31 protein-coding genes and 1 tRNA gene are annotated in these 25,417 nt (G+C 61.4%); 7 read left to right on the top strand and 25 right to left on the bottom strand.

Annotated features, from left to right (window positions below; translation table 11 throughout):
• Positions 1-3 precede the first annotated feature (3 nt).
• Entirely contained in the window at positions 4-966 is a 963-nt protein-coding gene (locus GRI34_RS03625) for a DUF808 domain-containing protein (protein ID WP_160594769.1), read from the bottom strand.
• Between the two features lie 205 nt (positions 967-1,171).
• On the opposite strand from GRI34_RS03625, the gene rpsF reads away from it, so the two are divergent.
• The 4 genes from rpsF (at position 1,172) to GRI34_RS03605 (ending at position 4,004) form a co-directional block, all read left to right on the top strand.
• On the top strand, positions 1,172-1,537 hold the full coding sequence (gene rpsF / locus GRI34_RS03620; RefSeq protein ID WP_090479670.1) for a 30S ribosomal protein S6: 366 nt from the start codon (positions 1,172-1,174) through the stop codon (positions 1,535-1,537).
• Complete coding sequence (gene rpsR, locus GRI34_RS03615) at positions 1,537-1,761, top strand: 30S ribosomal protein S18 (protein WP_090479673.1); 225 nt, start codon at positions 1,537-1,539, stop codon at positions 1,759-1,761. The genes rpsF and rpsR overlap by 1 nt, the downstream gene beginning before the upstream one ends.
• 12 nt (positions 1,762-1,773) lie before the next feature.
• Entirely contained in the window at positions 1,774-2,442 is a 669-nt protein-coding gene (gene rplI, locus GRI34_RS03610) for a 50S ribosomal protein L9 (RefSeq protein ID WP_090479677.1), read from the top strand.
• Positions 2,443-2,564: 122 nt separating this feature from the next.
• Positions 2,565-4,004, top strand: a complete 1,440-nt coding sequence (locus GRI34_RS03605; RefSeq protein WP_160594768.1) for an AMP nucleosidase — start codon at positions 2,565-2,567, stop codon at positions 4,002-4,004.
• On the opposite strand, the gene GRI34_RS03600 is transcribed toward GRI34_RS03605, so the two are convergent.
• The 23 genes from GRI34_RS03600 to GRI34_RS03490 form a co-directional block, all read right to left on the bottom strand.
• Positions 3,997-4,701: a DUF4386 domain-containing protein gene (locus GRI34_RS03600; RefSeq protein WP_160594767.1), complete on the bottom strand. Its 705-nt coding sequence runs from the start codon at positions 4,699-4,701 to the stop codon at positions 3,997-3,999. The genes GRI34_RS03605 and GRI34_RS03600 overlap by 8 nt on opposite strands.
• Before the next feature lie 104 nt (positions 4,702-4,805).
• Positions 4,806-4,976: a hypothetical protein gene (locus GRI34_RS03595; RefSeq protein ID WP_160594766.1), complete on the bottom strand. Its 171-nt coding sequence runs from the start codon at positions 4,974-4,976 to the stop codon at positions 4,806-4,808.
• Positions 4,977-5,056: 80 nt separating this feature from the next.
• Positions 5,057-5,281 carry a hypothetical protein gene (locus GRI34_RS03590; RefSeq protein WP_160594765.1) on the bottom strand — a complete coding sequence of 75 codons (225 nt, stop codon included), beginning with the start codon at positions 5,279-5,281 and terminating at the stop codon, positions 5,057-5,059.
• 7 nt (positions 5,282-5,288) lie between these two features.
• Positions 5,289-6,194: a 30S ribosomal protein S6--L-glutamate ligase gene (rimK, locus tag GRI34_RS03585; RefSeq protein ID WP_160594764.1), complete on the bottom strand. Its 906-nt coding sequence runs from the start codon at positions 6,192-6,194 to the stop codon at positions 5,289-5,291.
• Positions 6,191-6,652 (bottom strand): ATP-dependent zinc protease family protein, encoded by a 462-nt coding sequence (locus GRI34_RS03580; protein WP_160594763.1) that lies wholly within the window; start codon positions 6,650-6,652, stop codon positions 6,191-6,193. Before GRI34_RS03580 ends, rimK begins: the two co-directional genes overlap by 4 nt.
• Entirely contained in the window at positions 6,649-7,650 is a 1,002-nt protein-coding gene (locus tag GRI34_RS03575; RefSeq protein WP_160594762.1) for a YncE family protein, read from the bottom strand. Before GRI34_RS03575 ends, GRI34_RS03580 begins: the two co-directional genes overlap by 4 nt.
• Positions 7,651-7,652: 2 nt before the next feature.
• Complete coding sequence (locus tag GRI34_RS03570) at positions 7,653-9,515, bottom strand: M2 family metallopeptidase (protein WP_160594761.1); 1,863 nt, start codon at positions 9,513-9,515, stop codon at positions 7,653-7,655.
• A 67-nt stretch (positions 9,516-9,582) separates the two neighbouring features.
• Entirely contained in the window at positions 9,583-10,092 is a 510-nt protein-coding gene (locus GRI34_RS03565) for a hypothetical protein (protein WP_160594760.1), read from the bottom strand.
• Complete coding sequence (locus tag GRI34_RS03560) at positions 10,089-10,844, bottom strand: alpha/beta fold hydrolase (protein WP_160594759.1); 756 nt, start codon at positions 10,842-10,844, stop codon at positions 10,089-10,091. Before GRI34_RS03560 ends, GRI34_RS03565 begins: the two co-directional genes overlap by 4 nt.
• Positions 10,841-11,290, bottom strand: coding sequence for a GFA family protein (locus GRI34_RS03555; RefSeq protein ID WP_160594758.1), 450 nt, complete (start codon positions 11,288-11,290; stop codon positions 10,841-10,843). Before GRI34_RS03555 ends, GRI34_RS03560 begins: the two co-directional genes overlap by 4 nt.
• Positions 11,287-11,934, bottom strand: a complete 648-nt coding sequence (locus tag GRI34_RS03550) for a 2-hydroxychromene-2-carboxylate isomerase (RefSeq protein WP_160594757.1) — start codon at positions 11,932-11,934, stop codon at positions 11,287-11,289. Before GRI34_RS03550 ends, GRI34_RS03555 begins: the two co-directional genes overlap by 4 nt.
• Positions 11,935-11,959: 25 nt before the next feature.
• Complete coding sequence (locus GRI34_RS03545) at positions 11,960-12,514, bottom strand: hypothetical protein (protein ID WP_160594756.1); 555 nt, start codon at positions 12,512-12,514, stop codon at positions 11,960-11,962.
• Complete coding sequence (locus GRI34_RS03540; RefSeq protein WP_160594755.1) at positions 12,511-13,536, bottom strand: aspartate-semialdehyde dehydrogenase; 1,026 nt, start codon at positions 13,534-13,536, stop codon at positions 12,511-12,513. The genes GRI34_RS03545 and GRI34_RS03540 overlap by 4 nt, the downstream gene beginning before the upstream one ends.
• Positions 13,537-13,621: 85 nt before the next feature.
• Entirely contained in the window at positions 13,622-15,862 is a 2,241-nt protein-coding gene (locus GRI34_RS03535) for a S9 family peptidase (protein ID WP_234028142.1), read from the bottom strand.
• 382 nt (positions 15,863-16,244) lie between these two features.
• Positions 16,245-16,613 carry a 50S ribosomal protein L19 gene (rplS, locus tag GRI34_RS03530; RefSeq protein ID WP_090479716.1) on the bottom strand — a complete coding sequence of 123 codons (369 nt, stop codon included), beginning with the start codon at positions 16,611-16,613 and terminating at the stop codon, positions 16,245-16,247.
• Positions 16,614-16,625: 12 nt separating this feature from the next.
• Positions 16,626-17,351 (bottom strand): tRNA (guanosine(37)-N1)-methyltransferase TrmD, encoded by a 726-nt coding sequence (gene trmD, locus GRI34_RS03525; protein ID WP_160594754.1) that lies wholly within the window; start codon positions 17,349-17,351, stop codon positions 16,626-16,628.
• Positions 17,352-17,658: 307 nt separating this feature from the next.
• Entirely contained in the window at positions 17,659-18,615 is a 957-nt protein-coding gene (locus GRI34_RS03520; protein WP_160594753.1) for a carbon-nitrogen hydrolase family protein, read from the bottom strand.
• A 65-nt stretch (positions 18,616-18,680) separates the two neighbouring features.
• Positions 18,681-18,980 carry a hypothetical protein gene (locus GRI34_RS03515; RefSeq protein WP_160594752.1) on the bottom strand — a complete coding sequence of 100 codons (300 nt, stop codon included), beginning with the start codon at positions 18,978-18,980 and terminating at the stop codon, positions 18,681-18,683.
• Positions 18,981-19,086: 106 nt separating this feature from the next.
• A complete protein-coding gene (rimM, locus tag GRI34_RS03510; RefSeq protein ID WP_160594751.1) occupies positions 19,087-19,572 on the bottom strand; it encodes a ribosome maturation factor RimM in 486 nt (161 codons plus the stop codon).
• A 9-nt stretch (positions 19,573-19,581) separates the two neighbouring features.
• Positions 19,582-20,082: a 30S ribosomal protein S16 gene (rpsP, locus tag GRI34_RS03505; protein ID WP_160594750.1), complete on the bottom strand. Its 501-nt coding sequence runs from the start codon at positions 20,080-20,082 to the stop codon at positions 19,582-19,584.
• A 39-nt stretch (positions 20,083-20,121) separates the two neighbouring features.
• Positions 20,122-21,615 carry a signal recognition particle protein gene (gene ffh / locus GRI34_RS03500; RefSeq protein WP_090479734.1) on the bottom strand — a complete coding sequence of 498 codons (1,494 nt, stop codon included), beginning with the start codon at positions 21,613-21,615 and terminating at the stop codon, positions 20,122-20,124.
• 176 nt (positions 21,616-21,791) lie between these two features.
• Positions 21,792-21,867, bottom strand: a tRNA-Ala gene (locus tag GRI34_RS03495).
• 91 nt (positions 21,868-21,958) lie between these two features.
• Positions 21,959-22,300, bottom strand: a complete 342-nt coding sequence (locus GRI34_RS03490) for an FYDLN acid domain-containing protein (protein ID WP_100261085.1) — start codon at positions 22,298-22,300, stop codon at positions 21,959-21,961.
• Between the two features lie 171 nt (positions 22,301-22,471).
• Between GRI34_RS03490 and aroA the strand changes: the two genes are divergently transcribed.
• From aroA to GRI34_RS03475, 3 genes are read left to right on the top strand one after another with little or no spacing between them, the layout of a single operon-like run.
• The gene (aroA, locus tag GRI34_RS03485) at positions 22,472-23,782 is read left to right on the top strand and encodes a 3-phosphoshikimate 1-carboxyvinyltransferase (RefSeq protein WP_160594749.1); all 1,311 of its coding nucleotides are present in this window, start codon (positions 22,472-22,474) and stop codon (positions 23,780-23,782) included.
• Positions 23,779-24,036 carry a CBU_0592 family membrane protein gene (locus GRI34_RS03480; RefSeq protein WP_160594748.1) on the top strand — a complete coding sequence of 86 codons (258 nt, stop codon included), beginning with the start codon at positions 23,779-23,781 and terminating at the stop codon, positions 24,034-24,036. Before aroA ends, GRI34_RS03480 begins: the two co-directional genes overlap by 4 nt.
• Positions 24,033-24,656: a (d)CMP kinase gene (locus GRI34_RS03475; RefSeq protein ID WP_160594747.1), complete on the top strand. Its 624-nt coding sequence runs from the start codon at positions 24,033-24,035 to the stop codon at positions 24,654-24,656. The genes GRI34_RS03480 and GRI34_RS03475 overlap by 4 nt, the downstream gene beginning before the upstream one ends.
• Here the strand turns inward: GRI34_RS03475 and GRI34_RS03470 are convergent.
• Positions 24,646-25,155 (bottom strand): Mpo1 family 2-hydroxy fatty acid dioxygenase, encoded by a 510-nt coding sequence (locus GRI34_RS03470; protein WP_160594746.1) that lies wholly within the window; start codon positions 25,153-25,155, stop codon positions 24,646-24,648. The genes GRI34_RS03475 and GRI34_RS03470 overlap by 11 nt on opposite strands.
• Positions 25,156-25,417: the final 262 nt, after the last annotated feature.

The following is a 25,417-nucleotide window of genomic DNA, read 5'->3' as shown; positions in this document are numbered from 1 at the left end:
GACTTAGTGGGCCTCGGCGCCCTCGCCCATGCCATGGCCCATCTTCAAGGCCTTGTGCAGCAGGATCGCGATCACGAAGCCCAAGCCAAGCCCTACCAGCGCGGAAATCGCGGCATAGGTGGCCCAGCCAAGAAGGCCCGACAAACCTCCGGTGACCGTTTCAACGGCGTGCTGCACACCATGCGCCCAATCCGAGGGGCCGTGCAGACCAAGCTCGTGCAGGCCATGGAGGATAATTCCCCCACCTACCCACAGCATCGCGATCGTGCCGATGAACGAGAGTGCCTTGAGGATGTAGGGAACCGAGCGCACCAGAAAGTGTCCGAATTTCTCCGCAGCTTGCGATTTGCGTTCGGAAAGATGGAGACCAATGTCGTCCAGCTTCACGATAATCGCCACCGCGCCATACACGAACAGTGTAACCGCGATGCCGACGACTGCCAGCACACCGGCTCGCACGATGAAATCTTCCGAAGCCACTTCATTGAGAGTGATCGCCATGATCTCGGCAGAAAGGATAAGGTCGGTACGGATGGCGCCCGCAACGCGCTGTTTTTCAAAGGCTACGGGATCGTTGATCTCGTCCTCGAGCGTCTTGCCGTGCTTCTCGCCGCCCAGCTTCTCCATTACCTTTTCGGCACCTTCATAGGAGAGGTAGGCCCCGCCCAGCATCAGGATGAAGATGATCGCCGAGGGCAGGAGCCAGCTGAGTATCAAGGCGCCTGGCAAAAGGATCAGCAACTTGTTCTTGAGCGATCCTTTCGTGATTTTCCAAATGATCGGAAGCTCGCGAGCCGGGCTCAGACCCGTGACGTACGATGGCGTTACGGCCGCATCGTCGATCACCACTCCGGCAGTCTTGGTGCCGGCCCTACTGGCAGCGACAGTGATGTCGTCCACCGATGCGGCAGCTGTGCGGGCAATTACCGAAACGTCGTCCAAAAGCGCTACAAGTCCGCCGGGCACGCAAAATCTCCTGTGTTTCCACTGCCAACGGCCCCCTGCCTTGCACGTTCCACCTGCGCAAGGGGACAGTTTGCCTTGCATTCGCGCAGAATCCGGCTATGTGCGCGCATCCCTCGCTTCCGGGCGAAGGAAAGAAGAAAGCCGGAGGGGCCCCGCAATCCCGCGGATCAGCCAGCGATCGGCCGACAATTGAAAGGACAAGAGCATGGCTCTCTACGAGCATGTTTTCTTGGCGCGACAGGACCTGAGCCAGGCTCAGGTTGACCAGCTCGCAGCCACGGCGACCGAAATCGTCGAAAAGAACGAAGGCAAGGTCACCAAGACCGAAACCTGGGGCCTTAAGAGCCTCGCATACAAGATCGACCGCAACCGCAAGGCGCATTTCGTAATGCTCAACATCGAGGGCCCCGGCTCCGTTGTTGCAGAACTCGAACGCCAGACGCGCATCAACGAAGACGTCATCCGTTACATGACCATCCGTGTCGACGAACACGAAGAAGGTCCGTCGGTGATGATGCGCAAGAACGAGCGCGATTCCAAGAAGCGCCGCGAACGCGAGGAGCGTAACTGATGGCCCGTCCGTTTTTCCGCCGCCGCAAGTCTTGCCCGTTCGCCGGCAAGAATGCCCCAGCGATCGACTACAAGGACGTTCGCCTCCTCCAGGGCTTCATGTCCGAGCGTGGCAAGATCGTACCCAGCCGCATCACCGCCGTCAGCGCGAAGAAGCAGCGTGAACTCGCCAAGGCGATCAAGCGCGCACGCCACATCGGCCTGCTTCCGTACATCGTGAAGTAAGGAGCAGAGACCATGGATATCATTCTCCTCCAGCGCATCGAAAAGCTCGGCACGATCGGTGACGTCGTCACCGTGAAGGACGGCTATGCGCGTAACTTCCTCCTTCCGCAGAAGAAGGCCCTTCGTGCCAACGCTGCGAACAAGAAGGTCTTCGAAGCCAACCGCGAACGCCTCGAGAAGGAAAACGCCGAACGCCGCGCCGAAGCCGAAAAGGCCGGTGAAAAGGTGGACGGCGTCGAAGTCGTGCTGATCCGCGCCGCTTCGAACGCAGGCCAGCTGTACGGTTCGGTCAACGTTCGCGACATCGTGAACGGCCTTTCCGACAAGGGTCACGAGATCGACAAGAAGCAGGTCATCATGGGCAACCCGATCAAGACGATCGGCATGCATGACGTGCGCATCGACCTCCACCCCGAGGTTTCCGTCACCGTGAAGGCGAACGTCGCCCGTTCGGACGACGAAGCCGAACTGCAGAGCCAGGGCGTCGACGTGCTCGCGCAGATGTTCGAAGAAGAACAGCGCGAAATCGAAGAGCAGGCCGAAGCCAACCGCATCGACACGGGCCTCGAGCCGGGTGAAATCCCCGCCGACATGCTCGAAGATGGCGTCAGCACCGAAGAAGGCACCAGCGAAAGCGAAGCCCTCATCGAAGCGACCAAGCCGGAAGGCGACGACGCGTAAGCCCATCGACCTCGAACAAACAGGGCGCGGCGACTTCGGTCTCCGCGCCCTTTTTGTAACAGGCCCCTTCCTGTGGCAGGAGGTGTCATCAAAACAACAAGAAGCCAGGAGAAAATCCAGCCATGGAATCAATCGACCAGATCCTCGACAAGCTCGAAACCGTCTATGACGCGGCGATCACTCGCCTGCGGGAAGATGTGATCGCTTTCGGCAAGACCCGCGAACTGCCCGCCGCCGAACGCCGCAAGGACGGCAGTTACGCCTATCCCGAACTCCGCCTGCTGTTTCGTGGCGGCCAGATGCCCGACGGTTCCAACCGCGCATTTGGCCGGCTGAACATGCCCGGGCTCTATGCAACGACGGTCACCCGCCCTAGCCTCTTCCGCAATTACCTGCGCGAACAGCTCGAACTGATCGGATCGAATTACGAGATCGAGGTGGAGGTCGGCTCCTCACGTCAGGAAATCCCCTTCCCCTACGTCCTCGATGGTGAAGCAGGCGCGGTACTGGCGGGTATCGACCCCAATGAGATCGCCCGCCATTTCCCCTCCACCGACCTCGCCGATATCGGCGACGAGCTGGCCGACGGCATCGAGCTGGACAATCCCGACGATCCCATCCCGCTGTCGCTATTCGACGGCCTGCGCACGGACTTCAGCCTTGCCAGGCTCGCGCATTACACCGGAACAGATCCGCAGCATTTCCAGCGGTTCATCCTGTTCACCAACTACCACCGCTATGTGGACGAGTTCGTCGACTGGGCAGGATCGCAGCTTGGCAAGAACGGCTACACCGCGCTTGCTGGTGCCGGTGGTCTGATGATTACCGAAGCGACCGACAATGCGCGCGGCCAATTGTCCGATACCGCGTGGCGTCGCCACCAGATGCCCGCCTACCACCTTGTCGGCAAGAACGGCGGCGGCATCACGCTGGTGAACATTGGCGTTGGTCCGTCCAACGCGAAGACGATCTGCGATCACCTGGCGGTGATGCGCCCCGAAGCATGGCTGATGATCGGCCACTGCGGCGGTCTGCGCCCCAGCCAGAAGATCGGCGACTACGTGCTTGCCCATGCATATCTGCGCGACGATCACGTGCTCGACCCGGTCCTCCCGCCGGAAATCCCGCTTCCCGCCATCGCGGAGGTCCAGCAGGCGCTGGCCGAAGCGGCGGAGGCTGTCTCCGGCGAGCATGGCAGCGACCTCAAGAAGCGCATGCGTACCGGCACCGTAGTCACCACCGACGATCGTAACTGGGAGCTGCGCTATACCCAGTCGGCAAAGCGCCTGAGCCTCAGCCGCGCCGTCGGTATCGACATGGAAAGCGCGACCATCTCGGCCCAGGGCTACCGATTCCGCGTCCCTTACGGCACGCTGCTATGCGTTTCGGACAAGCCGCTCCATGGCGAGATCAAGCTGCCCGGCCAGGCGAACAAGTTCTACGAGGAAGCCATCGCTGCCCACTTGCAGATCGGTGTGACGGCATGCGACTTGTTGAGGCAGGAAGGCCCGAAACTGCACAGCCGCAAGCTGCGCGCCTTCAACGAGCCGCCGTTCAGGTGAGCACGGAAGGTTTTGCAACAACTTCGCGAGAGCCAATGAGAAGATAAGCTGCCGTCAGGACAAGCGCTATCAAGTTGCAAGCCATAAACGCATTGGTGACTAGCGAAGATGTCAAAGGCGGCACGAAGTCTCTCGCAACAATGGCTATCGCGACGACAACCGAAGCAAATAAGCCGAAACCGGCAATCCATGCTGGAAGCCTGCGATTGGTAAGGAATAACCGGTAGAAGACGGCGTTGGATATGCTCGACATGACGAGCGCGAGATGAAAGCTCGAATAGTTTGTGATCGCTTGAATCGCCGCTAGACCGCCCGGATCGGTACTCGCAGGCAGGTTGCCGCTGGCGACTTCGGCGGCATTAAATGCATTGACCGCCCCCCAAAGCGCTAATGTGGAAGCCACCACGCCAGCCAAAGTTGCGAATCCTGCGCCAAACCGACTCGCATCGCGCGTCAGATGGAACAGCCCTAAAACCACCAGCAACTCGGCAAAGAAAATAGCCGTAAGCAGCCAGCCGCGTGCCCGCAGACTTTGTTCGGCTTCCAGCATTCTTGTCGATACGTCAGACACATTGGCGGACAAGTTGATATCAATCCCGGGCGACACCACCGTGGCATTGGCAATTCCGATCGCCAGCGCAGTAAACAGGGCTGCACCCGTCCAACGCGCGATTGCTCCGTAATCCTGATCAGGCATCTCGATCTCCAGTGAAACCGTATTGCCGTATTATAACAGTAAAAGCAACCAGCCCCGTTCTCGCTGCCTTCCTCTGGCCAGTGCCCGCTGGCGCCAATTCTGGTCTACTCGGCGAAAACGACGCTTGCTGCTGTATCCATGCTTTCAGTAAAACGTAAGACTGAGCGAAGGAACAGTGGCTTCGGCAGGCCATCACCGACCTCTACGTCCCAGCGAATGTAAGGATCGCCCTCTTCGTCCAGCCGCACCGCCATATAGCGATAATCGTTGCTCATCTTGAGGGCGGCTTCCGAGTTACCGGTTCGTCCCGGTCGAAACCGGCGGAGAACTGGATCGACTGGCAATCCTTGTGGTCCTAACAATTGTAGAAGAGGATCGACGCCCGGTAGCCCGAAAGGGTCAATTTGATCATCGGATCGCCGACGCCGTCTTCGGTCAATTCCGGATCGTAGCCTGCTTCTCTTAAAGTCGTCACCATGTCAGCAGGATCGCTCGCGCGAACCAAGTCACTTGATTGAGCACTGACAGGAAAACCGGTCATAGCCGCGACCGCAGCGACGCTTACAAACCATTCCCTCATATTCGTTCTAACCCTTACCCTTTGTCTTGGTCTTCCCGACCTTTGCGTTGGCCGCCATGTAGTCGATGATCATCCCGGCGATGTCCTTGCCAGTGGCGTTTTCGATGCCTTCGAGGCCAGGTGAAGAATTGACCTCCATGATCACCGGGCCGTGGTTACTGCGCAGCATGTCCACGCCGCACACATTCAGGCCCATGTGCTTGGCCGCGCGTACGGCGGTCGAGCGTTCTTCCGGTGTAATCTTGATAAGCTGCGCACTGCCGCCACGGTGGAGGTTACTACGGAAATCGTCGGCAGCGCCGGTACGTTTCATCGCAGCAACGACCTTGCCGCCGACGACCAGCGCGCGAATGTCCATACCGCCAGCTTCCTTTATGAATTCCTGGACGAGGATGTTCACATTGGCCCCGCGGAAGGCCTCAATCACCGACTTGGCCGAAGACATGGTTTCGGCAAGCACGACGCCAATGCCCTGGGTGCCTTCCAGTAGCTTGATGACCACGGGTGGGCCTTTCACCGCCTTGATGATCTCCTCGGCCTGCTTCGGATCATTGGCATAGGCTGTCAGCGGCAGGCCAAGGCCGTGCTTGGCGAGAATTTGCATGGAGCGCAGCTTGTCGCGGCTGCGGCCGATGGCGACGCTTTCGTTGAGCGGCCAGCATCCGCGCATTTCGAACTGGCGCAGGATTGCGAGACCGTAATTCGTGATAGAGGCGCCGATGCGCGGGATGACAGCATCATAGCCGACGCAAGCCTCGCCGTTGTAATACACCTCGGGCCGGTGGCTCGCGATGTGCACGGTGCAGCGCGTCGTATTGAGGATATCGAGCTCGTGCCCGCGCTCTTCCGCCGCCTGCTTGAGGCGCTTGTGCGAATAGAGATTGGGATTGCGCGCAAGCATGGCGATTTTCATGGCTTGTGGCCTTTCTTGACCTTCATTTCGGGCGTCTGGAGCCAGGAATATCCTGAATCCACGACAAATCTACGACGCAGGGACGAGCGGCCGATCAGCATCGGGAATTTCATGTCCGACCGGTCGGCCAGGCTGATTTCCGCACGAAACCTGATGTCGCCGATCTTCAATGGCGTCTTGATGACATAACGATACTGCGTCTCGCCGTTGGAACTGGTGATCCCGCGGATATCGACATGAACAGCCTCGCATATCTGACGCACATGGGGCTTTTCGAAGTCGACGGCGAAACGGACGTATTTCTCTCCGTCACGTTCGAACTCGTCAAGCACCACGCCGTGCAAGGACGACGTGCGCGCTCCGGTATCGATTTTCGCGGGAATACCCCGCAGACCAAGCTCGGGAAGGTGTACCAGCTCCCGCCACCCCACCACGGGCAAAATCTTCTTATCGCTCATTCGATGATCGCCAGTCCGTCTCCGCCTCCGTCACCCGGTAGGCGGCGCAAGACCTCTCCGCTAGCGAAATCGACTTCCGCGATTGTGTCCGAACGTGTCTCTGCGGCGTAAAGCCGTTCCCCGTCGGGCGACCACAGGATCGTGACCTGAAAGCGCATCTGCGCTTCTTCGGGACTGGATACAGGAATAGTGCGCACGACGTCTCCGGTCGCGGTATCGATCACCGACAGACCGCCATCGGCAAGGTCGCTGGTCACCGCGAAGTCACCTTGCGGACGGACAGCAATACGCAACGGGAAGCGTCCGGTATCGACCTCCTTGCGGATCGCGAGGGACATGGGATCAAGCGCGAAAGCCTTGTTGGAGCCGCGTGCGGAGACCCACAGCGTCTCGCCATCGGGGCTTAGCGCAATGCCTTCTGGTTCCTCACCCACTTCGACCGAGAGCGGGGCGCGGCGGGTCTTCAAATCGACCAGCGTGACTGTCTTCGAGCCGAGATCGGTCGTCCAGGCGTGACGCGCATCGGGCGAGACGGCAACCATGTGGCTGCCTACCTTCCCTGTCGAATATTCGAACGTCTCGTGCTCGCCCATCGGGGAGCGGATCCAGAAGACTGACTGCCGCCCCTCGGCGGTTGCGTAGAGATCGCCGTTCGGGTGCCATACGATCCCGTGCGGACGTGCGCTTTCACCAAGCTCCACCGACTTCACGCGGCCGAGGTCGCTGGTCCGAAAAATGTCGACACTGGTTCCGCCATAGCACGCGAGTGCCACGTGTTTGCCGTCGGGTGACGTCGCCAGTTCGTGCGGGTTGGCGCAGCTGTCCACCCGCGCAACCTCGGTCCCGCTGGCAAGGTCGATCTTGGCCAGCGTGTTGCCGAACTTGCCCGCCACGAACAGCGCGCCATCTGCATGACTGTCAGATACGGCACGCGGCCCGTCCTCCGCCACCGGCGCGCAAGACGCGAGCAGGATGGGGAGGAGCGCCGCGATCCGCATTCTTACCATCCCTGCGGCTTGCCCTGGTTCTGCTCTTCCAGCCAAGCCATCAAAGGTGCGAAATACTCGACCATTGCCTTGCCGGACATCTGCCGCTCGCCGGTGAAGGCTTCCAGAGCATCGGGCCACGGCTTGCTTGCGCCCATTTCCAGCATGGCGTTGAGGTTCTTGCCCACTTCCTCATTGCCATAGAACGAGCAGCGGTGAAGTGGCCCTTCCCAGCCAGCCTGGTCGCACGCAGCTTTGTAGAACTGGAACTGCAGGATCCGCGCGAGGAAGTAACGCGTGTAAGGCACGTTGCCCGGGATGTGGTACTTCGCGCCCGCGTCGAACTTCGTCTCATCGCGCGCCACCGGGGGCGTAATGCCCTGGTATTCGAGGCGCAGGTCGTTCCAGCCGGCGTTGAGGCCTTCGGCGGGGATCGACCCGTCGAACAGGCCCCAGCGATAACGGTCGACCATCAGGCCGAAGGGCAGGAAGGCCACCTTGTCCATCGCCTCGCGCAGCAGCAGGCCAATGTCCTTGTCCGCGCTCGGCACGTCTGCACGATCAAGCATGTCGATTTGCACCAGGTATTCGGGCGTAATCGACAGCGCGATCATGTCGCCGATCGCTTCGTGGAAGCCGTCGTTCGCGCCGTTGAGATGCAGGTAATCCTGCTGGTTGTAGGCACGCTGGTAGTAATTGTGACCAAGCTCGTGGTGGATGACCTTGAAGTCGTCGGCATTGCGCTTGATGCACATCTTGATGCGCAGGTCGTCGACATTGTCCACGTCCCAGGCGCTGGCGTGGCAGACCACTTCGCGGTCACGCGGCTTGGTGAACTGGCTGCGCTCCCAGAAGGTTTCCGGAAGCGGTTCGAAGCCGAGCGAAGAGAAGAACTGTTCGCCCACGCGGACCATCTGGACCTCGTCCATACCGTCTTCTTCGATGAGCTCAGTCAGGTCATAGCCGATGTCACCGGCGCCCTCGGGAGCGACGAGCGGGTAGATATTGCCCCATTCCTGCGCCCACATATTGCCGAGCAGGTCGGCGCGAATGGGTCCGGTCGCGGGCTGCACGGCGTCGCCATACTTCTCGTTGAGCTTGGAGCGGACATAGGTGTGCAGCGCCATGTAGAGCGGCTTCACTTCCTGCCACATCCGTTCCGTCTCGGCGGCGAACTGGTCGGGATCCATGTCGTAATTGGAGCGCCACATTGCGCCCAGGTCGTTGAAGCCAAGCTCCTTCGAACCCTCGTTGGCAATACCGATCATGCGCAGGTAGTCGCTGCGCATCGGCGCGCCGACATTGTCGTGCCAGCTGGCCCACATTTCGGCGAGTTCTTCGGGAGTGCGTTCGAGGTTGCCCATCTCGGCTTCGATATCGGAGCCGTTGATCTCCTCTCCGTTCAGCGTGCCCTTGCCCTTGCCATAGGCGGAACCAAGGCGCGTCGCGATGTCGGAGAGTTCGGTTGCGGCGCCATCGCGGACCGGAGCGGGCATGACGATGCCGTTGCGCAGGATATCGAGCTTGCGAGCGACTTCGGGATCGAGGCCGGCGACCCGTGCATATTCGGCCGCCTTGTTCGCATAAGCGACCGATTTCTGGGTCGCTTCGGCCCCGTATTTCGCAGCGAGCATATCGCTGTCGTGAACGATATACGTTGAGTTGAGCCAGGCAACGCGCGCGTATTCGACGCCGAAATCGAAGAGGTCCTTTTCGACCATGTCGACCCATGCAGCCGCCCCTGTCGGCGTCATCGGATAAGGATCGGCATCTGCCACCGGCGCGAGCGGTGCGGAAGGCATCGGCTCCGCATTTGCGGTGGTGCAGGCAGCAAGCGAAATGGCGAGCGCGGACAGCGCTACGGGTGCGAATTTCATGTGTATCCTCTCGAACAGGGTAATCCGGTTTCGTATGTCACCGGATTGCACCTGTCTGGAGGCTTTATCAACCCGCTCGGTTTCTCATTCGACGAACGACAAGCAAGGCCAATATGCCGAGGAAGCTCACGCCAAACGCGACCATCTTGATAGGTTGCATAGTTGCGGCGAGCCGAGCGAGCCCGTCATCCCCTTGCATAGAAGTCAGTTGGATGAATTGCGCGATCGTCTCAGCGTAATCGGTGACAAGGAAAATCCCGCCCGCTGCAGCAACAACCATTCCCGCAGTGGGAAATGAACGACGCAAGGCCATGCCGCCCAAGGTCGCACCGATGCCGTAGAGCCCGATGAAGAGGAAATCGCCGATCATCCCCCATTGCGCGTGACCGAGCAGGCCCGCATCGCCCCACGCCTGCTGGATGCGGTTGACTTCGGCTGCACTACCCGCAGCCTGGTGATCGAATATGCCGCCGGGAACCTCGGGGATTGCCAAGGGCCCGTGCGGGATACGCAACAGGGCAAACACCAGCAGGCCGAGGAGCCAGATGATCCACCAGTAACGGACAAGCAGATTCACGCGGTCCGATCCAGCCAGTCGGCCATCGCCCGTCCGAGATCGGGCTTGGTAACGCTTCCCATGTGGGTACCCGGGACTTCGGCATATTCGGCATTCGGCAAAAGTTCGGCCAGCGCTTCTGCGGAGCCGTTATCGCGGTCCTCGTCACCGCACACGACCAGCGTCGGCATGGAGACATTGTCCAGCATCGCGAGATCGAGATCCGGCATCGTGTCGAGCAAGAGCCGCGCCGCGGTGCGATTCACGCCTTGCGACTTCAGGAACTGCATCGAAAAATACGCCGGGTCACCGCGCTCGATCGTGTCGAACTCATCGATCAAGCGCTTGAAGAATGCGCTGCGCTTGCCCCATTCGCCAAGACCCGCCGTGCCCATGCCTCCCACGATCACCCGCTCTGGCGACAGGATTCCATGCGCCACGCCATGCAGCGATGTCCGCGCCCCCAGAGAAAATCCGCCGAGGTCATAGACCTCGAGCCCTAGATGATCGACAAGCGCCGCCACATCCCGCACGAGGACGTTTAGCGGATACCTCTCCGGCTCCTCCGGGGCTTCGCTGTCACCATGGACCCGAAAATCGAGCATGATGACCTCGTACCCACGCGAGGCGATCTCCTCGGCATGCCCGAACTTGATCCAGTTCATCTGCGCGCTTGAAAACAGGCCATGGAGCAAGACCAGCGGTTTGCCCTCGCCGACACGGTGAATGGCCAGCCGAGTACCGTCGAAGCTTTCGAAATGTTCGGCGCTCATGCCAGCCCCACCAGCGAGACCCATTCTTCCGTAGAGGACGGCTGCGTTTCCATCGTCTTGCTATCCTTCGGGATCAAGATCCACGGTTGCTTGCTCTTCACCCAGACATGTGCCGCGGGGACGATGTCGCTGCTGACGTCCAGTGTTCCGCACCGCAAGCTGGCGAAGCCGGCCCGGCGGTCGTTTACCGCGTAGATCCTAGCCTTGCAGGTCCCACATCCATAAATCGTAGATTTCGCGCCGGAAGGTTGCGTATATTCCGCAGTATCGAGCGCACCTTCGACCTCGATATCTTTCTCCGCGAACAGCATGTGTTCCGAAAACGCCGTGCCGGTCCGCTTCTGGCAGTCGGTGCAATGGCAGGCATATGGCGCAAGCCGCATGCCTTCCTTGAGCACATAGCGCACCGAGCCGCACAAGCACCCGCCGGTCAATTCTCCCTTCACCGCTTTTCCAACCCCTTCTGCTCCATCCGCCATTTGACCATTTCGATACGGTCCTGCCCGAAGAAAGGCTCTCCGTCGAAGACTAGCGTGGGCACACCCCAGTGGCCGGCGGCTTCGAGCGCTTCCTGGTTGGCGGCAATCTCGGCGTCCAGCGTCTTTGCATCGCCCTGCACCTCGGCGATAATTTCCTCGACCCCCAGTCCGGCTGCCTCCAGCGCGCGGTCGAGGTGTCCGCCTTCGTGCCAGTTCTCCTGCCCGCCCCAGATCAACCGGCCCGCTTCGGCTGCGAAAACCAGCCCGGCACCGCGTCGGGCAGCGGCCTGCCCCATGCGCGTCACGCGGCGAATATAAGGCTGGTCGTCGGCGATCTGCCGCGTCGCCATGTCCTGGATAATGGGATCGGGCCGCGGCGCGCCGAAGGGAATGTCGTGGAATTGAGCCACGCGGATCATGTCCCGCATGGTGTAGCCGAGCCAGTTCGGGTGGTTGCGTTCGAAGAAATCTGGCTGCCGGATCGCAAGCGGGTAGACGGGCCTTAGCGCGATCTTGAGATCGAACTCTTCGGTCATCGCGCGGTAACGACCGACCGAAAGATAGCTGTAGGGCGAACGAAAGCTGAAATAGAGCTCTGCGGTAAGGGTCATGCCTGCCTTATACAGACGCGTAGCCTCAGCGGAAGAAGCAGCTCAATCCGGCCTGTAGGGCCGTTATCGTCCCGTCCTCCGCGAAACCCCTGATCGTGCCGAAATCACCGGTCGTATATTCGAATTCGCCGGGTAAGGTGCTGTCGATCTCGCGCACCTGACGTTCTGATTTCAACGCTTCAAGTGTCGCGCCTGTCCGGATGCCATCCGACGTGACGACGCCCTCGCCCTCACGCACGAACCATCCCGCAAAGCGATCATCCTGGTAAGCGATTTGCAGCGGGCCGTAAGAGGTGAAATCCATAGCGCCTGCACCACATTCTTCCTGCCGCGATTTTTCGCCAGCCTCGCCCCAGGCGCTTTCAGCCATGGCGTCGACCTCCGCACGAGGCGAGCCGAACCGCATGACCATAGCACCCTTGTCGCTTGCCGCGGCCAATCCGTTGGCATTGACGACGATGCGCGCGTCCTCAAACCGGTCGACCACCTGCATTTCCGCGGGTTCGGGGGCAGGTTCCTCACTACAAGCTGCAAGGCTAATGACGATCGGTAGCGCCGCAAGAGAAGCCGCTCTGATCATCCCTTCTTCAGGACCTCGCGACCGAGCAATTCGGCGATCTGCACTGCGTTGAGTGCCGCGCCCTTGCGAAGGTTGTCGGATACGCACCACAGGACAAGGCCGTTCTCAACCGTGGCGTCTTCGCGCACCCGGCTGATGTAGGTGGCGCTGTCGCCGGCCGCTTCGACAGGCGTGGTGTAGCCGCCATCTTCGCGCTTATCGACGAGCATGCAGCCCGGTGCTTCGCGCAGGATGTCCTGCGCCTGTTCCGCCGAAAGCTCGTTCTCGAATTCGATGTTCACCGCTTCGGAATGGCCGACGAAGACCGGCACGCGCACGCAAGTGGCCGACAGCTTGATCTTCGGGTCGAGGATCTTCTTGGTCTCGACCACCATCTTCCATTCTTCCTTGGTCGAACCATCGTCCAGGAAGACATCGATGTGCGGGATCACGTTGAAGGCGATCTGCTTGGTGAACTTCACCGGTTCGACAGAGTCCCCAACGAAGATATTGCGGCTCTGTTCGAACAGCTCATCCATGCCCGCCTTGCCCGCGCCGGAAACCGACTGGTAGGTGGAGACGACGACGCGCTTGATCGTCGCTGCGTCGTGCAAGGGCTTGAGCGCGACAACCAGTTGCGCGGTCGAGCAGTTGGGATTCGCGATGATGTTCTTCTTGGAATAGTCGTGGATCGCTTCCGGGTTCACTTCCGGCACGATCAGCGGCACGTCCGGGTCCATCCGGTAAAGCGAGCTGTTGTCTATCACGATGCAACCCGCTGCAGCAGCTTTGGGCGCGTACTCCTTCGCCGGACCGCTACCGGCGGCGAACAGGGCGATGTCCCAGCCGGCCCAGTCGAAATGCTCGATGTTCTTGCACTTGAGCATCTTGCCGGTGTCGCCGAATTCGACCTCGGTGCCGTGCGAGCGGCTGGAGGCAACGGCCGCCACCTCGTCGCAGGGGAACCCGCGCTCGGCCAGCACCATCATCATTTCGCGTCCGACATTTCCAGTCGCGCCGACTACGGCAACACGATAGCCCAAATCACTTCTCCAAAATCAATCTGCCGCCGAGATAGCGATTGCCGGCGCGCCCGCAAGCGCACATTCGATTGCGGGCGGCAAAGCGTCACTCCGGCGGGGTGACTCCGTGGTGCTCCAGAAAGCGGAACACGGTGTTGTAGCGATGCGGTGAGATCTGCTCGCCCGAAACGCGGTGCGTGTAGCCGGGGTAGAGCATCATCTGGAACGGCACATTGCCTTCCTGCATCGCGGAGATCAGTTCGGTCGCATTTTCGAACACGACGTTGTCGTCCGCCATCCCGTGAATCAGCAGCATGGGATCCGTGATCTTCGTCGCGTCAGGAATGGCCGAAGCGGCCTCGTAAGCCTCCGCGTCGTCCTGCGGCGTACCCATGTAACGCTCGGTATAATGCGTGTCGTACAATTCCCACCGCGTGACCGGTGCACCAGAGATACCGGCGGCATACAGACCCGGGTCGGCCTGAAGCTGCTTCAATGTCATGTAACCGCCATAGGACCAGCCATCGATCGCAATCTTGTCGGGATCGACAAAATCGAACTGGGTGAGGAATTCTGCCCCCGCCTTCTGGTCGCGTACTTCGACGCCGCCCATGGCCCGGTAGATCGGTTGTTCGAACTTCACCCCGCGATTGGCGCTGCCGCGGTTGTCGAGAGCGAACCAGATATAGCCTTTGTCGACGATTGCCTGGCGCAGCGCGCCATTCCAGCCTTTCGTAACAATCTGCGGGCCAGGTCCGCCATAATGGTAGAAATAGACCGGATACTTCTTGCCCGGCTCAAGGTCGGGCGCGACCATTTCCCAATAGAGCAGCGTGCCGTCCTCGGCCGGAAGCACGCCATATTGCGTGGGCCTGTGGCTGGCGAGAAAAGGCGCATAGGGATGATCACCATCAAGCTCGTTCTGCTCGATCCAGGCGAGACGCGTCCCCTCTGCATCCGCGAGATAGCTTTGCGGCGGGCGGTCATCGTTCGAGCGCGTCACAAGCAGCGTCTGCGCCTTGTTATCCATGGTGCCGGAATTGACGTAGGACAGGTCGGTCAGGCGCGTGACCTCCGACGGGTCGGCAAGATCGAACCTATAGATCTGCTGCGCCAGGACATCGTCCTTCGTCCCTTGGAAATAGAGGCGGCCCTGCGCCTGGTCGACGCCGAGCAGCTTCGTCACCACCCAGTCGCCGCTTGTCAGCTGCTGCCAGTTTCCTTCGGCGTAGCGATAAAGATGGCCATATCCGTCGCGTTCCGACCACCAGATCAGGCTGCCGTCATCCAGCCATTTGTAGTCGTCCGACAGGTTGATCCAGTAATCGTCAACTGCGGCGTTCTCGGTGAACACGACTTCGCTTTCACCGGTGGCCGGATCGACCTTCAGCAGATCGAGCTTGGTCTGCTCCCGGTTTTGGCGCTGGACGTAAAGTTCGTTGCCTGCCCAATCGACCCTGGCGAGGTAGATATCCGGATCATCGCCCAGGTCCACCTTCACGCGGTTCTGACCGTCCGGATCCATCAGGAACAATTCGACCACGGCATTGGCGCTGCCGGCAACGGGATAGCGCTGGTCGAATACCTTGGTGCCGGTCGCGCCGATGGCCGCGCGGGTGACGATGCCCACGCCGCTTTCGTCGAAGCGCTGGACTGCGATACGGTTCTCATCGGGCGACCACCAGTATCCGGTGAGCCTGCCCATTTCCTCCTGCGCGACGAATTCCGCCTCGCCCCAACGGATCGCTTCGCCTTCCTTCGGCGTGACCGGCGCATGTTCGCCTATCACCGGGCCAACCCACAGCTGGCGGTCACGCACGAAGGAGATGAAGTTGCCGTGCGGGCTCAGCGTCGGATTGAGCTCGCTCTCCTCGGTATCGGTGACGCGAACGACTTCACCATCGAGCCCTGCGAGATAGAGATCGCCGTCCAGCGGCACCAGCAGTGCCTTGCCGTTCGACGTCCATTCGTAACTGATGATGCCCTTGAGGCTGCCGACGCGCGCGCGTTCGCGCTGCATCTTTTCGTCCTCTGACAATTCGCGGCCCGAAGACAGCTTCTCGCTGTCGACCAGCATCGACCAATCGTCTTTCTCGCGGTCATAGGCCCACAGATCGTAGCGCTCGCGGTCGTCTTCGCGGTTGCGCAGCAAGGTCAGGTAGCGCCCGTCCGGCGAAAGCTTCGCCTGGCGCGGTGCGGGGCCATCGAGCGAGGGAGAGGCAAAAACGCGTTCGAAGGTCAGGTCCATGGGGGCCGCCTGTGTTGTAGTGGTGTGATCGTCGGCTAGCGCAGGCGCTGCAAGGCAGGTGCCGAGCGCCAGGGCCGTGGCAAAGGTCAAAACGCGCAATTTTCTCTCCCTGATTGCGGTGCCATGCTCTCGCAAGCTGCGGGGTGGAAAGCAAGCCTTGGAAAAAAGCGCGCAATTCATGCCTAATTTCGCCTTAAGCGCGCTTCCTTAAATCCCCTTAACGCCTGTCCTGCAGAAGGGTCCCTGTCATCGGGAGCCACTTTCCGGCTCAACGGCTTCCGGAGGCATCAGAACGGGCCGCAAGGCTCATCATGATCCCCACGTGACAAGGGCGGTGCTTTCAGGAGCACCGCCCTTTCTTTTGGGTTCTTGGGAGGCGGTCCTTTCAGGAGCACCGCCCTTTCTTTTCGGTCGAACGATAGCGGCCAAACGAAAAAGGGCGGCCCCGCAGGACCGCCCTTCGAATTCGCTGTTGCGAGCCTTACGCCTTGGGGGCGTTGTCGCGACGCTCGGCGATACGAGCGCGCTTACCGGTGCGGCCACGCAGATAGTAGAGCTTCGCGCGACGCACGATACCGCGGCGGACCACGGTGATGCTGTCGACGATCGGGCTGTAGAGCGGGAACACGCGTTCCACGCCTTCGCCGAACGAAAGCTTGCGGACGGTGAAGTTGCTGCCCATGCCGCGGTTGGAGCGGGCGATGACAACGCCTTCGAAATTCTGGACACGCTCGCGGTTGCCTTCCTTGACCTTCACGCCGACACGTACAGTGTCACCGGCGCGAAATTCCGGAACGTCCTTGCCGAGGTTCTCGATAGCTTCCGCTTCGAGCTGCTGAATCAGGTTCATCGAACCGTTTCCTTAGTCTTTTCGCCGCGCGCCAGAGGCAGACTGGTCCCGATCGCCACTATAGCGATCCCAAAGGTCCGGCCTGCGTAACCGTGTGTCTTCCTCGCTCCTTGCCTTGCGCCAAGCAGCGATTTTCGCATGATCCCCCGATCGCAGCACTTCAGGGATCGTGCGCCCTTCCCATTCCTGAGGTCGGGTATATTGCGGATATTCGATGAGGCCGTTTTCGTAGCTCTCTTCGACTCCGCTATCGGGCGCGCCCATTACTCCGGGAAGTAGCCGAATGCAAGCGTCGAGTATGGCCAGCGCGGCAGTCTCTCCGCCCGACAGGACGATATCGGCAAGGCTGACCTCTTCGATTTGAGGGTAGTGGTCGAAAATCCGTTCGTCGAAACCCTCGAACCGACCGCACAGGAAAGCAACGCCGGATCCCTGCGCAATCTCGCGAACACGTGCCTGCGTGATAGGCTTGCCGCGCGGTGTCATCGCCAGGATCGGGCGCCCGGAACCCACGCTCTCGATGGCGGGGCCCAACACGTCGGGCTTGAGCACCATGCCAGCCCCGCCGCCTGCAGGCGTATCATCGACCGTGCGGTGCTTGTCCGTGGCGAAATCGCGGATCTGGACCGTCTCGCACGACCAGTCCCCCCGCTCGAGCGCGCGGCCCGCAAGCGACACGCCCAGCGGCCCGGGAAACATCTCGGGGTAGAGGGTCAGGATGGTGGCGGCGAAGGTCATGCGGCGTCGCTAGCGGGACCATGAGTCCCACGCCTCCTATCCTGCCAACGAGAAGTTAGATAAGCGCATGGAAAGGCAATCAAGATCGCAACGGCCCCGACGATGAGTGAGAATATCAAGATTTTCTCCCACTCGGCGTTGTCGCGCATCACGATCATGATTCCAATCAGAACTGGACCAAGCGCCGCGGCTCCAAGCGCTCGCAACCAGCGCGGAAATCTCGGCAGCCACTTCGAAAGCCCAATCGCTAGAGCCGAACCTACCAAGGCGTTTGTGATGAGAAACAACATCAAACCGAAGAACAACGTCATCTCGCCCCCCAGTTCACCCCGATCATTGATCGGGTATCTACGTTGAGCTCGAAGACATCCGGCCGCGAATAATGGCCATCGGTATCGAGGCTCGCCAATCCCTGACCGACCTCACCGAGGTCGAGTTCCGCGAATAGTGTTTCATCACTCTCGCCCGCCTGCGCCACGATTCGCGCATCAGGTGCGATGATCATCGAGCTACCGCGATTGAGCGCATCGCCTTCAATCGCCTCGATCAACTCCTTCGCCGCCGCATCGCCGCCCGCGCGTTCCAGCCCGTCGAAAAGATCGTCCTTCTTCTGCACCAGCCCTGCCGCCAGTACGAAGCAGCGGCCCTCCATCGCATAATGCCTCGAAGCGAGTGCGTATTCCTCGCGCACGGTGGGCCAAGCCGCAACATGGACGCTCTCGCCGAGATTGTGCATCGCCGCGCGTGCCAAGGGCATCCAGTGCTCCCAGCAGATCAGGCTGCCGACCTTGCCCCATTCCGCCTGATGCACGCCCAACGTCGAACCGTCGCCGCGCATCCAGATGAGCCGCTCGCCATGCGTGGGCACCAGCTTGCGATGGTCGAGCACCGGCAGGCCGGGGCGGAAAGTCATCTGGTTGTTGTAGAGGCTCTGCCGCACCCGCTCATGCGCGCCGATGCCGATGACCGCACCGCTCTCGTCGGCAAGTTCCTGCAAGCGCAGCAGGCGCTCGTCATTAGCCACCACCGCCTGTTCGAGCATGATCCGGTGCAGCGCCTTGGCGCCGGGATGGTCCCACAGCGCCGCGCCGGGCGCTTCGTCCAGCCATAGCGGATAGCCGCCGAGGAAGGTCTCTCCGAACGCCACAAGCTGCGCCCCGCCCTCGACAGCCTCACGCGCAAGGCGCACGGCCTTCTCGATCCCGTCGTCAATCGCGAGCGGGATCGGCGCGGCCTGGACAATGGCTACCTTGAGCGTCGTCATGCCGACGCGGTTAGCGCGGGTGGAACCGCTTGGCTATCCCGTGCGGCCTTCAGCTCCAGCGATATTCAGCGAGATGGAAGCTGGCTTTCACCTGCTTTGCGCGACGGGAGGAACTTCCCGACAAGGCTGGAGGTGGCCACCCCGAGGGCGAGCAGGCCCCCTGCGCCAAGCAGATCCATGCCGTCCAGCGTCGTGCTCGGCCCGCCTTCGAGCCTGATCGCAAGGAGGACCGCAAGTGGCGCCGCACCCGCGAAAAGGTGCCGCAACCGCGGACCCATCGTCGGGGACACCTTGCGCACGGCGAGGCTCATCCCCGCGCTCATGGCGGCGTAAGAGGCGATAAGGAAGGGTACGGAATCAAGCATGGCGGTCACCCCAGGAATGGCATTCTAACGAGGTCAGGACCGTGTCCGCGCCGAACCGCCAAGTCGACAGGCGCTCTACACAAGTAATACAGCGATCTGCGAGCGGCTATTCCGCAAAGTCGGCGCTAATCGTCAGCTTTTCGCTATCCCAGCCGGGTACAGCCTGCTCCGTCAGGGGCACCATGAACTTCTTGCCGTCGGGCTTCTCGATCTCGACGATATCCGTCGCGCCGAAGTTCTCGACCGCGCACACGCGGCCCACGGCCTCGCCCGCATCGGTCACTACTGGCAGGTCGAGCAGGTCGGAATAGTAGAATTCGCCCTCCTCCAGCGGCGGGAGGGCATCGATCGGAACCGTCAGCACCGTGCCACGCAGGGCCTCGGCATCGTTGCGGCTGGTGATCTCGGCAAAGCGCGCGATTGCGCCGCCCTTATTGTCGCTGCGCACCTTGGAAAGCGTCAGCGTACCGTCGTTGAAGCTCTTGTGGGCTTTCAGGGCATCGACGCCCTCGCCGAACAGCTTCATACGGACTTCGCCCGCCACGCCATGCGCACCGGTGACGGCGGCAAGGGTGGCGGGCTTGTCCTGCATGGAGAAGGCTTACTCGGCCTTTTCTTCGGCTGCGTCTTCAGCCGGTGCTTCTTCAGCGGCAGCTTCTTCGGCCGGAGCTTCTTCAGCAGCAGCTTCTTCAGCCGGAGCTTCGGCTTCAGCAGCTTCAGCGTTCTGGGCTTCTTCTTCAGCGGCCTTGGCAGCTTCTTCGGCTTCGGCAGCCTTCGCAGCCTTCTCTTCAGCGCGTTCCTTGGCGGCTTCGCCCGGTTCACCCTTCTTCGGGTTGTTGCGCGGTGCACGCTCGAGGATGCCGGCTGCGTCGAGGAAACGCAGCACGCGATCGCTCGGCTTGGCGCCAACGTTCAGCCAGTGACGTGCGCGGTCTTCGTCGAGCTTCACGCGCTCGCCCGAATCCTTCGGCAGCATCGGGTTGTAGGTGCCGATCTGCTCGAGATACTTGCCGTCACGCGGGCTGCGCGAGTCCGACACGACGATGCGGTAGTAGGGACGCTTCTTTGCGCCACCGCGCGACAGACGAATTGCAACTGCCATTTTACTTCACCTTTCGAATGTAAATATCGGTAATTTCGTTTATTTCTTGTTCAACATATCACGCAGATCGGCGGGGAGCGTGTCGGGATCGACACTCGGCCCCTTGTCGCCGCCCGAGCCCAGCCCGGGCAGTCCGCCCATGGGACCGGGCCCGCCGGGGCCGCCGAGGCCCGGCATGGCGGCACCGAGACCGCCCTTGCCGAACAGGGCACCGAGACCCTTCAACCCGCCCATCTTCTTGATCTGCTTCATGGCCTTGGCCATTTCCTGGTGCATCTTGAGCACCTTGTTCACTTCCTGGACCTGCGTGCCCGAACCTGCTGCCACGCGCTTCTTGCGCTTGGCGTTGAGCAGCTTGGGATGCTTGCGCTCCTTCGGGGTCATGGAAGAAATGATCGCATCCATGTGGACAAGGACCTTGTCGTCCATGCCGCTGGCCTGCATCGCCTGCTTGGCCTTCTTCATGCCCGGCATCATGCCTGCAAGCGCGCCAAGGCCGCCCATGTTCTGCATCTGCTTCAACTGCATGCGAAGGTCGTCGAGGTCGAATTCGCCCTTCGCCATCTTCTTGGCGAGCGCTTCGGCCTCTTCTTCCTTGATAGCGGTCGCAGCTTTTTCGACGAGGCTGACGACATCGCCCATGCCGAGGATGCGGCCGGCCACACGCTTGGGATCGAAGGCCTCGATCGCGTCGAGCTTTTCGCCGGTCCCTGCAAACTTGATCGGCTTGCCGGTGACATAGCGCATCGAAAGCGCCGCACCGCCGCGTGCATCGCCGTCCATGCGGGTCAGCACCACGCCGGTCAGCGGCACTTCGCCGGTAAAGCTCTGCGCGACGTTGACCGCGTCCTGGCCGGTCAGGCTGTCGACCACCAGCAGCACTTCCGTTGGGGCGGATACGGCGTTGATCGCCTTCATTTCCGCCATCAGCGCTTCGTCGACGTGGAGGCGGCCCGCGGTATCGAGAAGCAGGACGTCTGCAGCCTGAAGCTTTGCGCTTTCCATGGCGCGGCGGGCAATATCGACCGGCTGCTGGCCGGGCACGATCGGCAGGGTCGCGACATCGACCTGTTCGCCCAGCACCTTGAGCTGTTCCTGCGCTGCCGGACGATTGACATCGAGCGAGGCCATCATGGCCTTCTTGCCGTGCTTTTCGCGCAGCAGCTTGCCCAGCTTGGCCGTCGTGGTCGTCTTACCCGAACCCTGCAGGCCGACCATCATGATGACGACCGGGGGCTTGGCGTTGAGGTTCAGCCCCTCGACCTCGGTGCCGCCGAGCATGTCGACCAGTTCGTCGTCGACGATCTTGACGACCTGCTGGCCGGGAGTGACGGATTTCAGGACTTCCGAGCCGATCGCCTTTTCGGTGACGGCATCGATGAAACGGCGCACGACGGGCAGCGCGACATCGGCTTCGAGGAGCGCGATCCGAACTTCGCGCATGGCTTCGCGCACATCGCTTTCGGACAGCGCACCGCGGCCCTTGAGCTTGTCGAAGACATTGCCGAGCCGGTCGGACAGATTGTCGAACATGGCCGTTCTACTCCTTCCCGACGCCTGAGCACCGGATAAACGCGAAAAACGCCGGCGGACGAAAACTCGTCGGCCAGCGTGGGGTCAGACCCCTATGAAACCCAAACGTGTGCCCGGGTGTGGTGGAAGCAAGCCGCAGCCGTCGCCACGACCTGCTACCATCAAACCCATCGAAATGGTGGAGCCTAGCGGGATCGAACCGCTGACCTCTACAATGCCATTGTAGCGCTCTCCCAGCTGAGCTAAGGCCCCGAGCCATTTTTCGCTGACGCATCCTGGGAGGTGCGTCACCCTTGCGGGAGGCGCCCAATATAAGCAGGCCTCCCGCAATGCAACAGCAAAATTAGCTTTCGTCGGCGTTGTCGTCGTCGCCCTTGGACTTGGTTTCGACACCGAGATCGTCGTCGCCGCCAAGATCGACTTCATTGTCGGGCGAATCGTCGTCTTCGTCGATGTCGATGTCGAGATCGTCATCGTCGTCACCGCCGAGATCGCTGTCGGCTTCGCCCTTCTTGTCCTTCTTCTCTTCCTCGGCGAGGATCGGCTGCTTGGACTTGAGAACGGGCTCGGGAGTCCATTCTTCACCGCATTCGATGCAGGTTACCGGATCTTCCTTGTTAAGATCGTAGAAGCGAGTGCCGCAATTCGGGCAAGTGCGCTTGGTGCCCCATTCAGGTTTGACCATGTGTAATCCTTGATGTTTGCCGCCCCGGCATCGGGCCGGGTCGCCGTGAATTCGTAATTGTATTGATGGGATCCCGCTGGGCAGGAATCAACTGCGCGCGCGCCTTGCCAGAAGCCATTGCCACTGTCAAAGACCCGCGCTCCATCCCTGCAATTCCAGCCGGAAGCCCGCTTGACCGCCCATCGCTTTACTCCCCGTGGCCCGCTGACCGGACGCATTCGCGTGCCGGGCGACAAATCGATCAGCCACCGCTCGCTCATGTTCGGGGCCCTGGCGGTAGGGACCACCACCATCCGCGGCCTGCTGGAAGGCGAGGACGTTTTGGCGACGGGCCGCGCGCTCGAGCAGATGGGCGCGAAGGTCCGCAAGGCGGACGACGGCACCTATAGCGTCGATGGCGTCGGCGTCGGCACGCTACTGCAACCCGAAGCTGCGCTGGACATGGGCAATTCGGGCACGTCGACGCGCCTCCTCATGGGCCTCGTGGCCAGCCACGGCATTACAGCGGTCTTCACCGGCGATGCGAGCCTTTCCAAGCGCCCGATGGGACGCGTGATCGATCCGCTGTCTGACATGGGCGCGAGCTTCACCCCTTCCCCCGGCGGCACGCTGCCGCTGATCATGGAGGGGATGCAGCCAGCCGTCCCGATGACATATCGCCTTCCTGTCGCCAGCGCGCAGGTGAAGAGTGCCGTGCTGCTGGCTGGCCTGAATACGCCCGGCACGACGACAGTGATCGAGCCGGTTCCTACCCGCGACCATACGGAACGCATGCTGCGTGCCTTCGGTGTCGAAGTCACGGTCGAAGAAATTGACGGCGAAAAACACATCTCCGTCACCGGACCAGTCGATATGTCCCCTTGCGATATAGAAGTGCCGGGTGACCCCTCTTCGGCAGCATTCTTCGCCGTGGCGGCAAGCATAGTGCCGGGAAGCGACCTCGTGATCGAGAATGTGGGCCTCAACCCGACACGCGACGGTATCTTCCGGGTGCTGAAACAGATGGGCGCCGACATCGACTATCTCGACCCGCGCGAAGTCGGCGGCGAGCCTGTCGCTGATTTGCGCGTGCGTCATGCGCCGCTCACCGGCATCGAGGTCGATCCCGACATCGCGCCGAGCATGATCGATGAATTCCCGGTCCTCTTCGTAGCGGCAGCCATGGCGAAAGGCGCCACGATTACCAGCGGGCTCGAGGAACTGCGCGTCAAGGAAAGCGACCGGCTGTCCGCCATGGCAGCCGCGCTCAAGCTCGCCGGAGCGAAAGTGCAAGAACGCGAAGACGGATTGCTGATTACCGGTTCGGGCGGCGAGCCACTGCCCGGAGGCGGCACGGTCACCACCCAGCTCGACCACCGCATCGCGATGAGCATGGCGGTCGCAGGCCTCGCCAGCGAAACCGGCGTCGAGATCGACAGCACCGAACCCATCGCAACCAGCTTCCCTAATTTCACTGCGCTGATCGACGAGGCATCGGCATGATCAATCTCGACTGGGCATCCATGGTCGGCTTCGTCGGCACGGCCTGCATAATCGGCGCCTATGCCTACCTTACATACAAGGAAGAGCCGAACCCCATCATCCTGCACGGCACCAACCTGACCGGGGCCGCGCTGCTGACCGTATCGCTGGTGGTCCACACCAACTGGCCGAGCCTCGTGCTGGAAGGTTTCTGGGCAGCGATCGCCATCTGGGGCTTGGCTAAAGCGCTCAAGACGCGCAGGAAAAGCGCATGATCATCGCCGTCGACGGACCGACCGCCTCGGGCAAAGGCACGATTGGCAAGGCTCTCGCCCAGCATTTCGGGCTGCCCCATCTCGACACTGGACTGCTATATCGCGCGGTCGGTCGACAGGTCTTCCTGGACGGGTCTGATCCCGACAACGCGACCGACGCGCTGGCGGCCACCAGCTTTCCCGACAGCCTGCTAGACGATCCGCACCTGCGCGATGAAGCAACTGGCGGCCTTGCAAGCCGCGTGTCCATCCATCCCGACGTGCGCGAGGCCTTGTTCGAGCGACAGCGCGCTTTCGCCACCCGCGATGGGGGTGCAGTGCTCGACGGACGCGACATCGGCACGGTGATCGCTCCCGAGGCAGACGCGAAGCTGTTCGTGACAGCCAGCGTAGAAGCACGCGCACGCCGCCGCTTCTTGGAGATGCGCGATCGTGGTGCAGGTGTGACGCTGCTCGAAATCCAGGACGACCTGCGCCGCCGCGACGAACGCGACCGCAACCGGGCCGTCGCTCCGCTCGTCCCGGCAGAAGACGCCATGGTGATTGACACCAGCTCGCTCGACCGGGACGAGGCGATCGCCGCGGCAATCGCGGCGGTCGAAGAAGCACTCAGCTCCTGAGAGACTCCTCCGCCGGGCCCATTTCGACCTTGCGTCGCAGATCCTGGCAGAGACCAAGCGCAAACAGCCCTTCCGCCACCATGAACAGCGGCCCGACCAGCAGGCTGCGTATATCGTCGACGAATGCCGGTTTGCGCCCCTCGTAATGGTGGCCGACGAACTGGAACAGCCATCCGATCACAAACAGGCCGATCCCCCCGCCAAGCCAGGCAAGGTCGGACACCTGCGCTATCTGGTGACCTACGAAGGCAAAGACGGCGAGAAGCAACGTCATCAGCGCGCCGAACTTGAGGTCGAGCCTGAGATACCACAAGGCCGCGAGAACGTTCGCGACGATCGCCGGCGTCAGCACCATGCCGGACACGTCCCAGACGGGCCGAGAGAGCAGGACTTCCACCGACAGCAGGATCATCGGGATGCCGAGCGCGTGCGTGAGGACATTGCGATGGTCGCGATGGAATTCGCGGTAGCTGGCGAGCGATTGGACGAGAGCGGTCATAGAGCTTTTCGTATCACCTCGACCGGCCAGCGCAAAGACGGTGCGGGAAGGCCGTATTTCCTTGCTTTCCAGCCCGCTTTGTCCTAGGCGCGCGCCCGTTCACTCAATCCTCGGATTCGATGGACCTTCGCAGCGGCATACGGCTCTGCGGAGATCACGGCCCTCTTGCCCCGTACGGCCCGTGCAATGGTGCACAGGCAGACGGAGAAAGACCCCGGTAAAACCGGTGGCCGGTAGCAAAACGAACGTTAGGACTACACAA

This window comes from Qipengyuania aquimaris (assembly GCF_009827445.1).
GTDB lineage: Bacteria > Pseudomonadota > Alphaproteobacteria > Sphingomonadales > Sphingomonadaceae > Qipengyuania > Qipengyuania aquimaris.
This window is presented reverse-complemented; position numbering and strand designations above follow the sequence as displayed.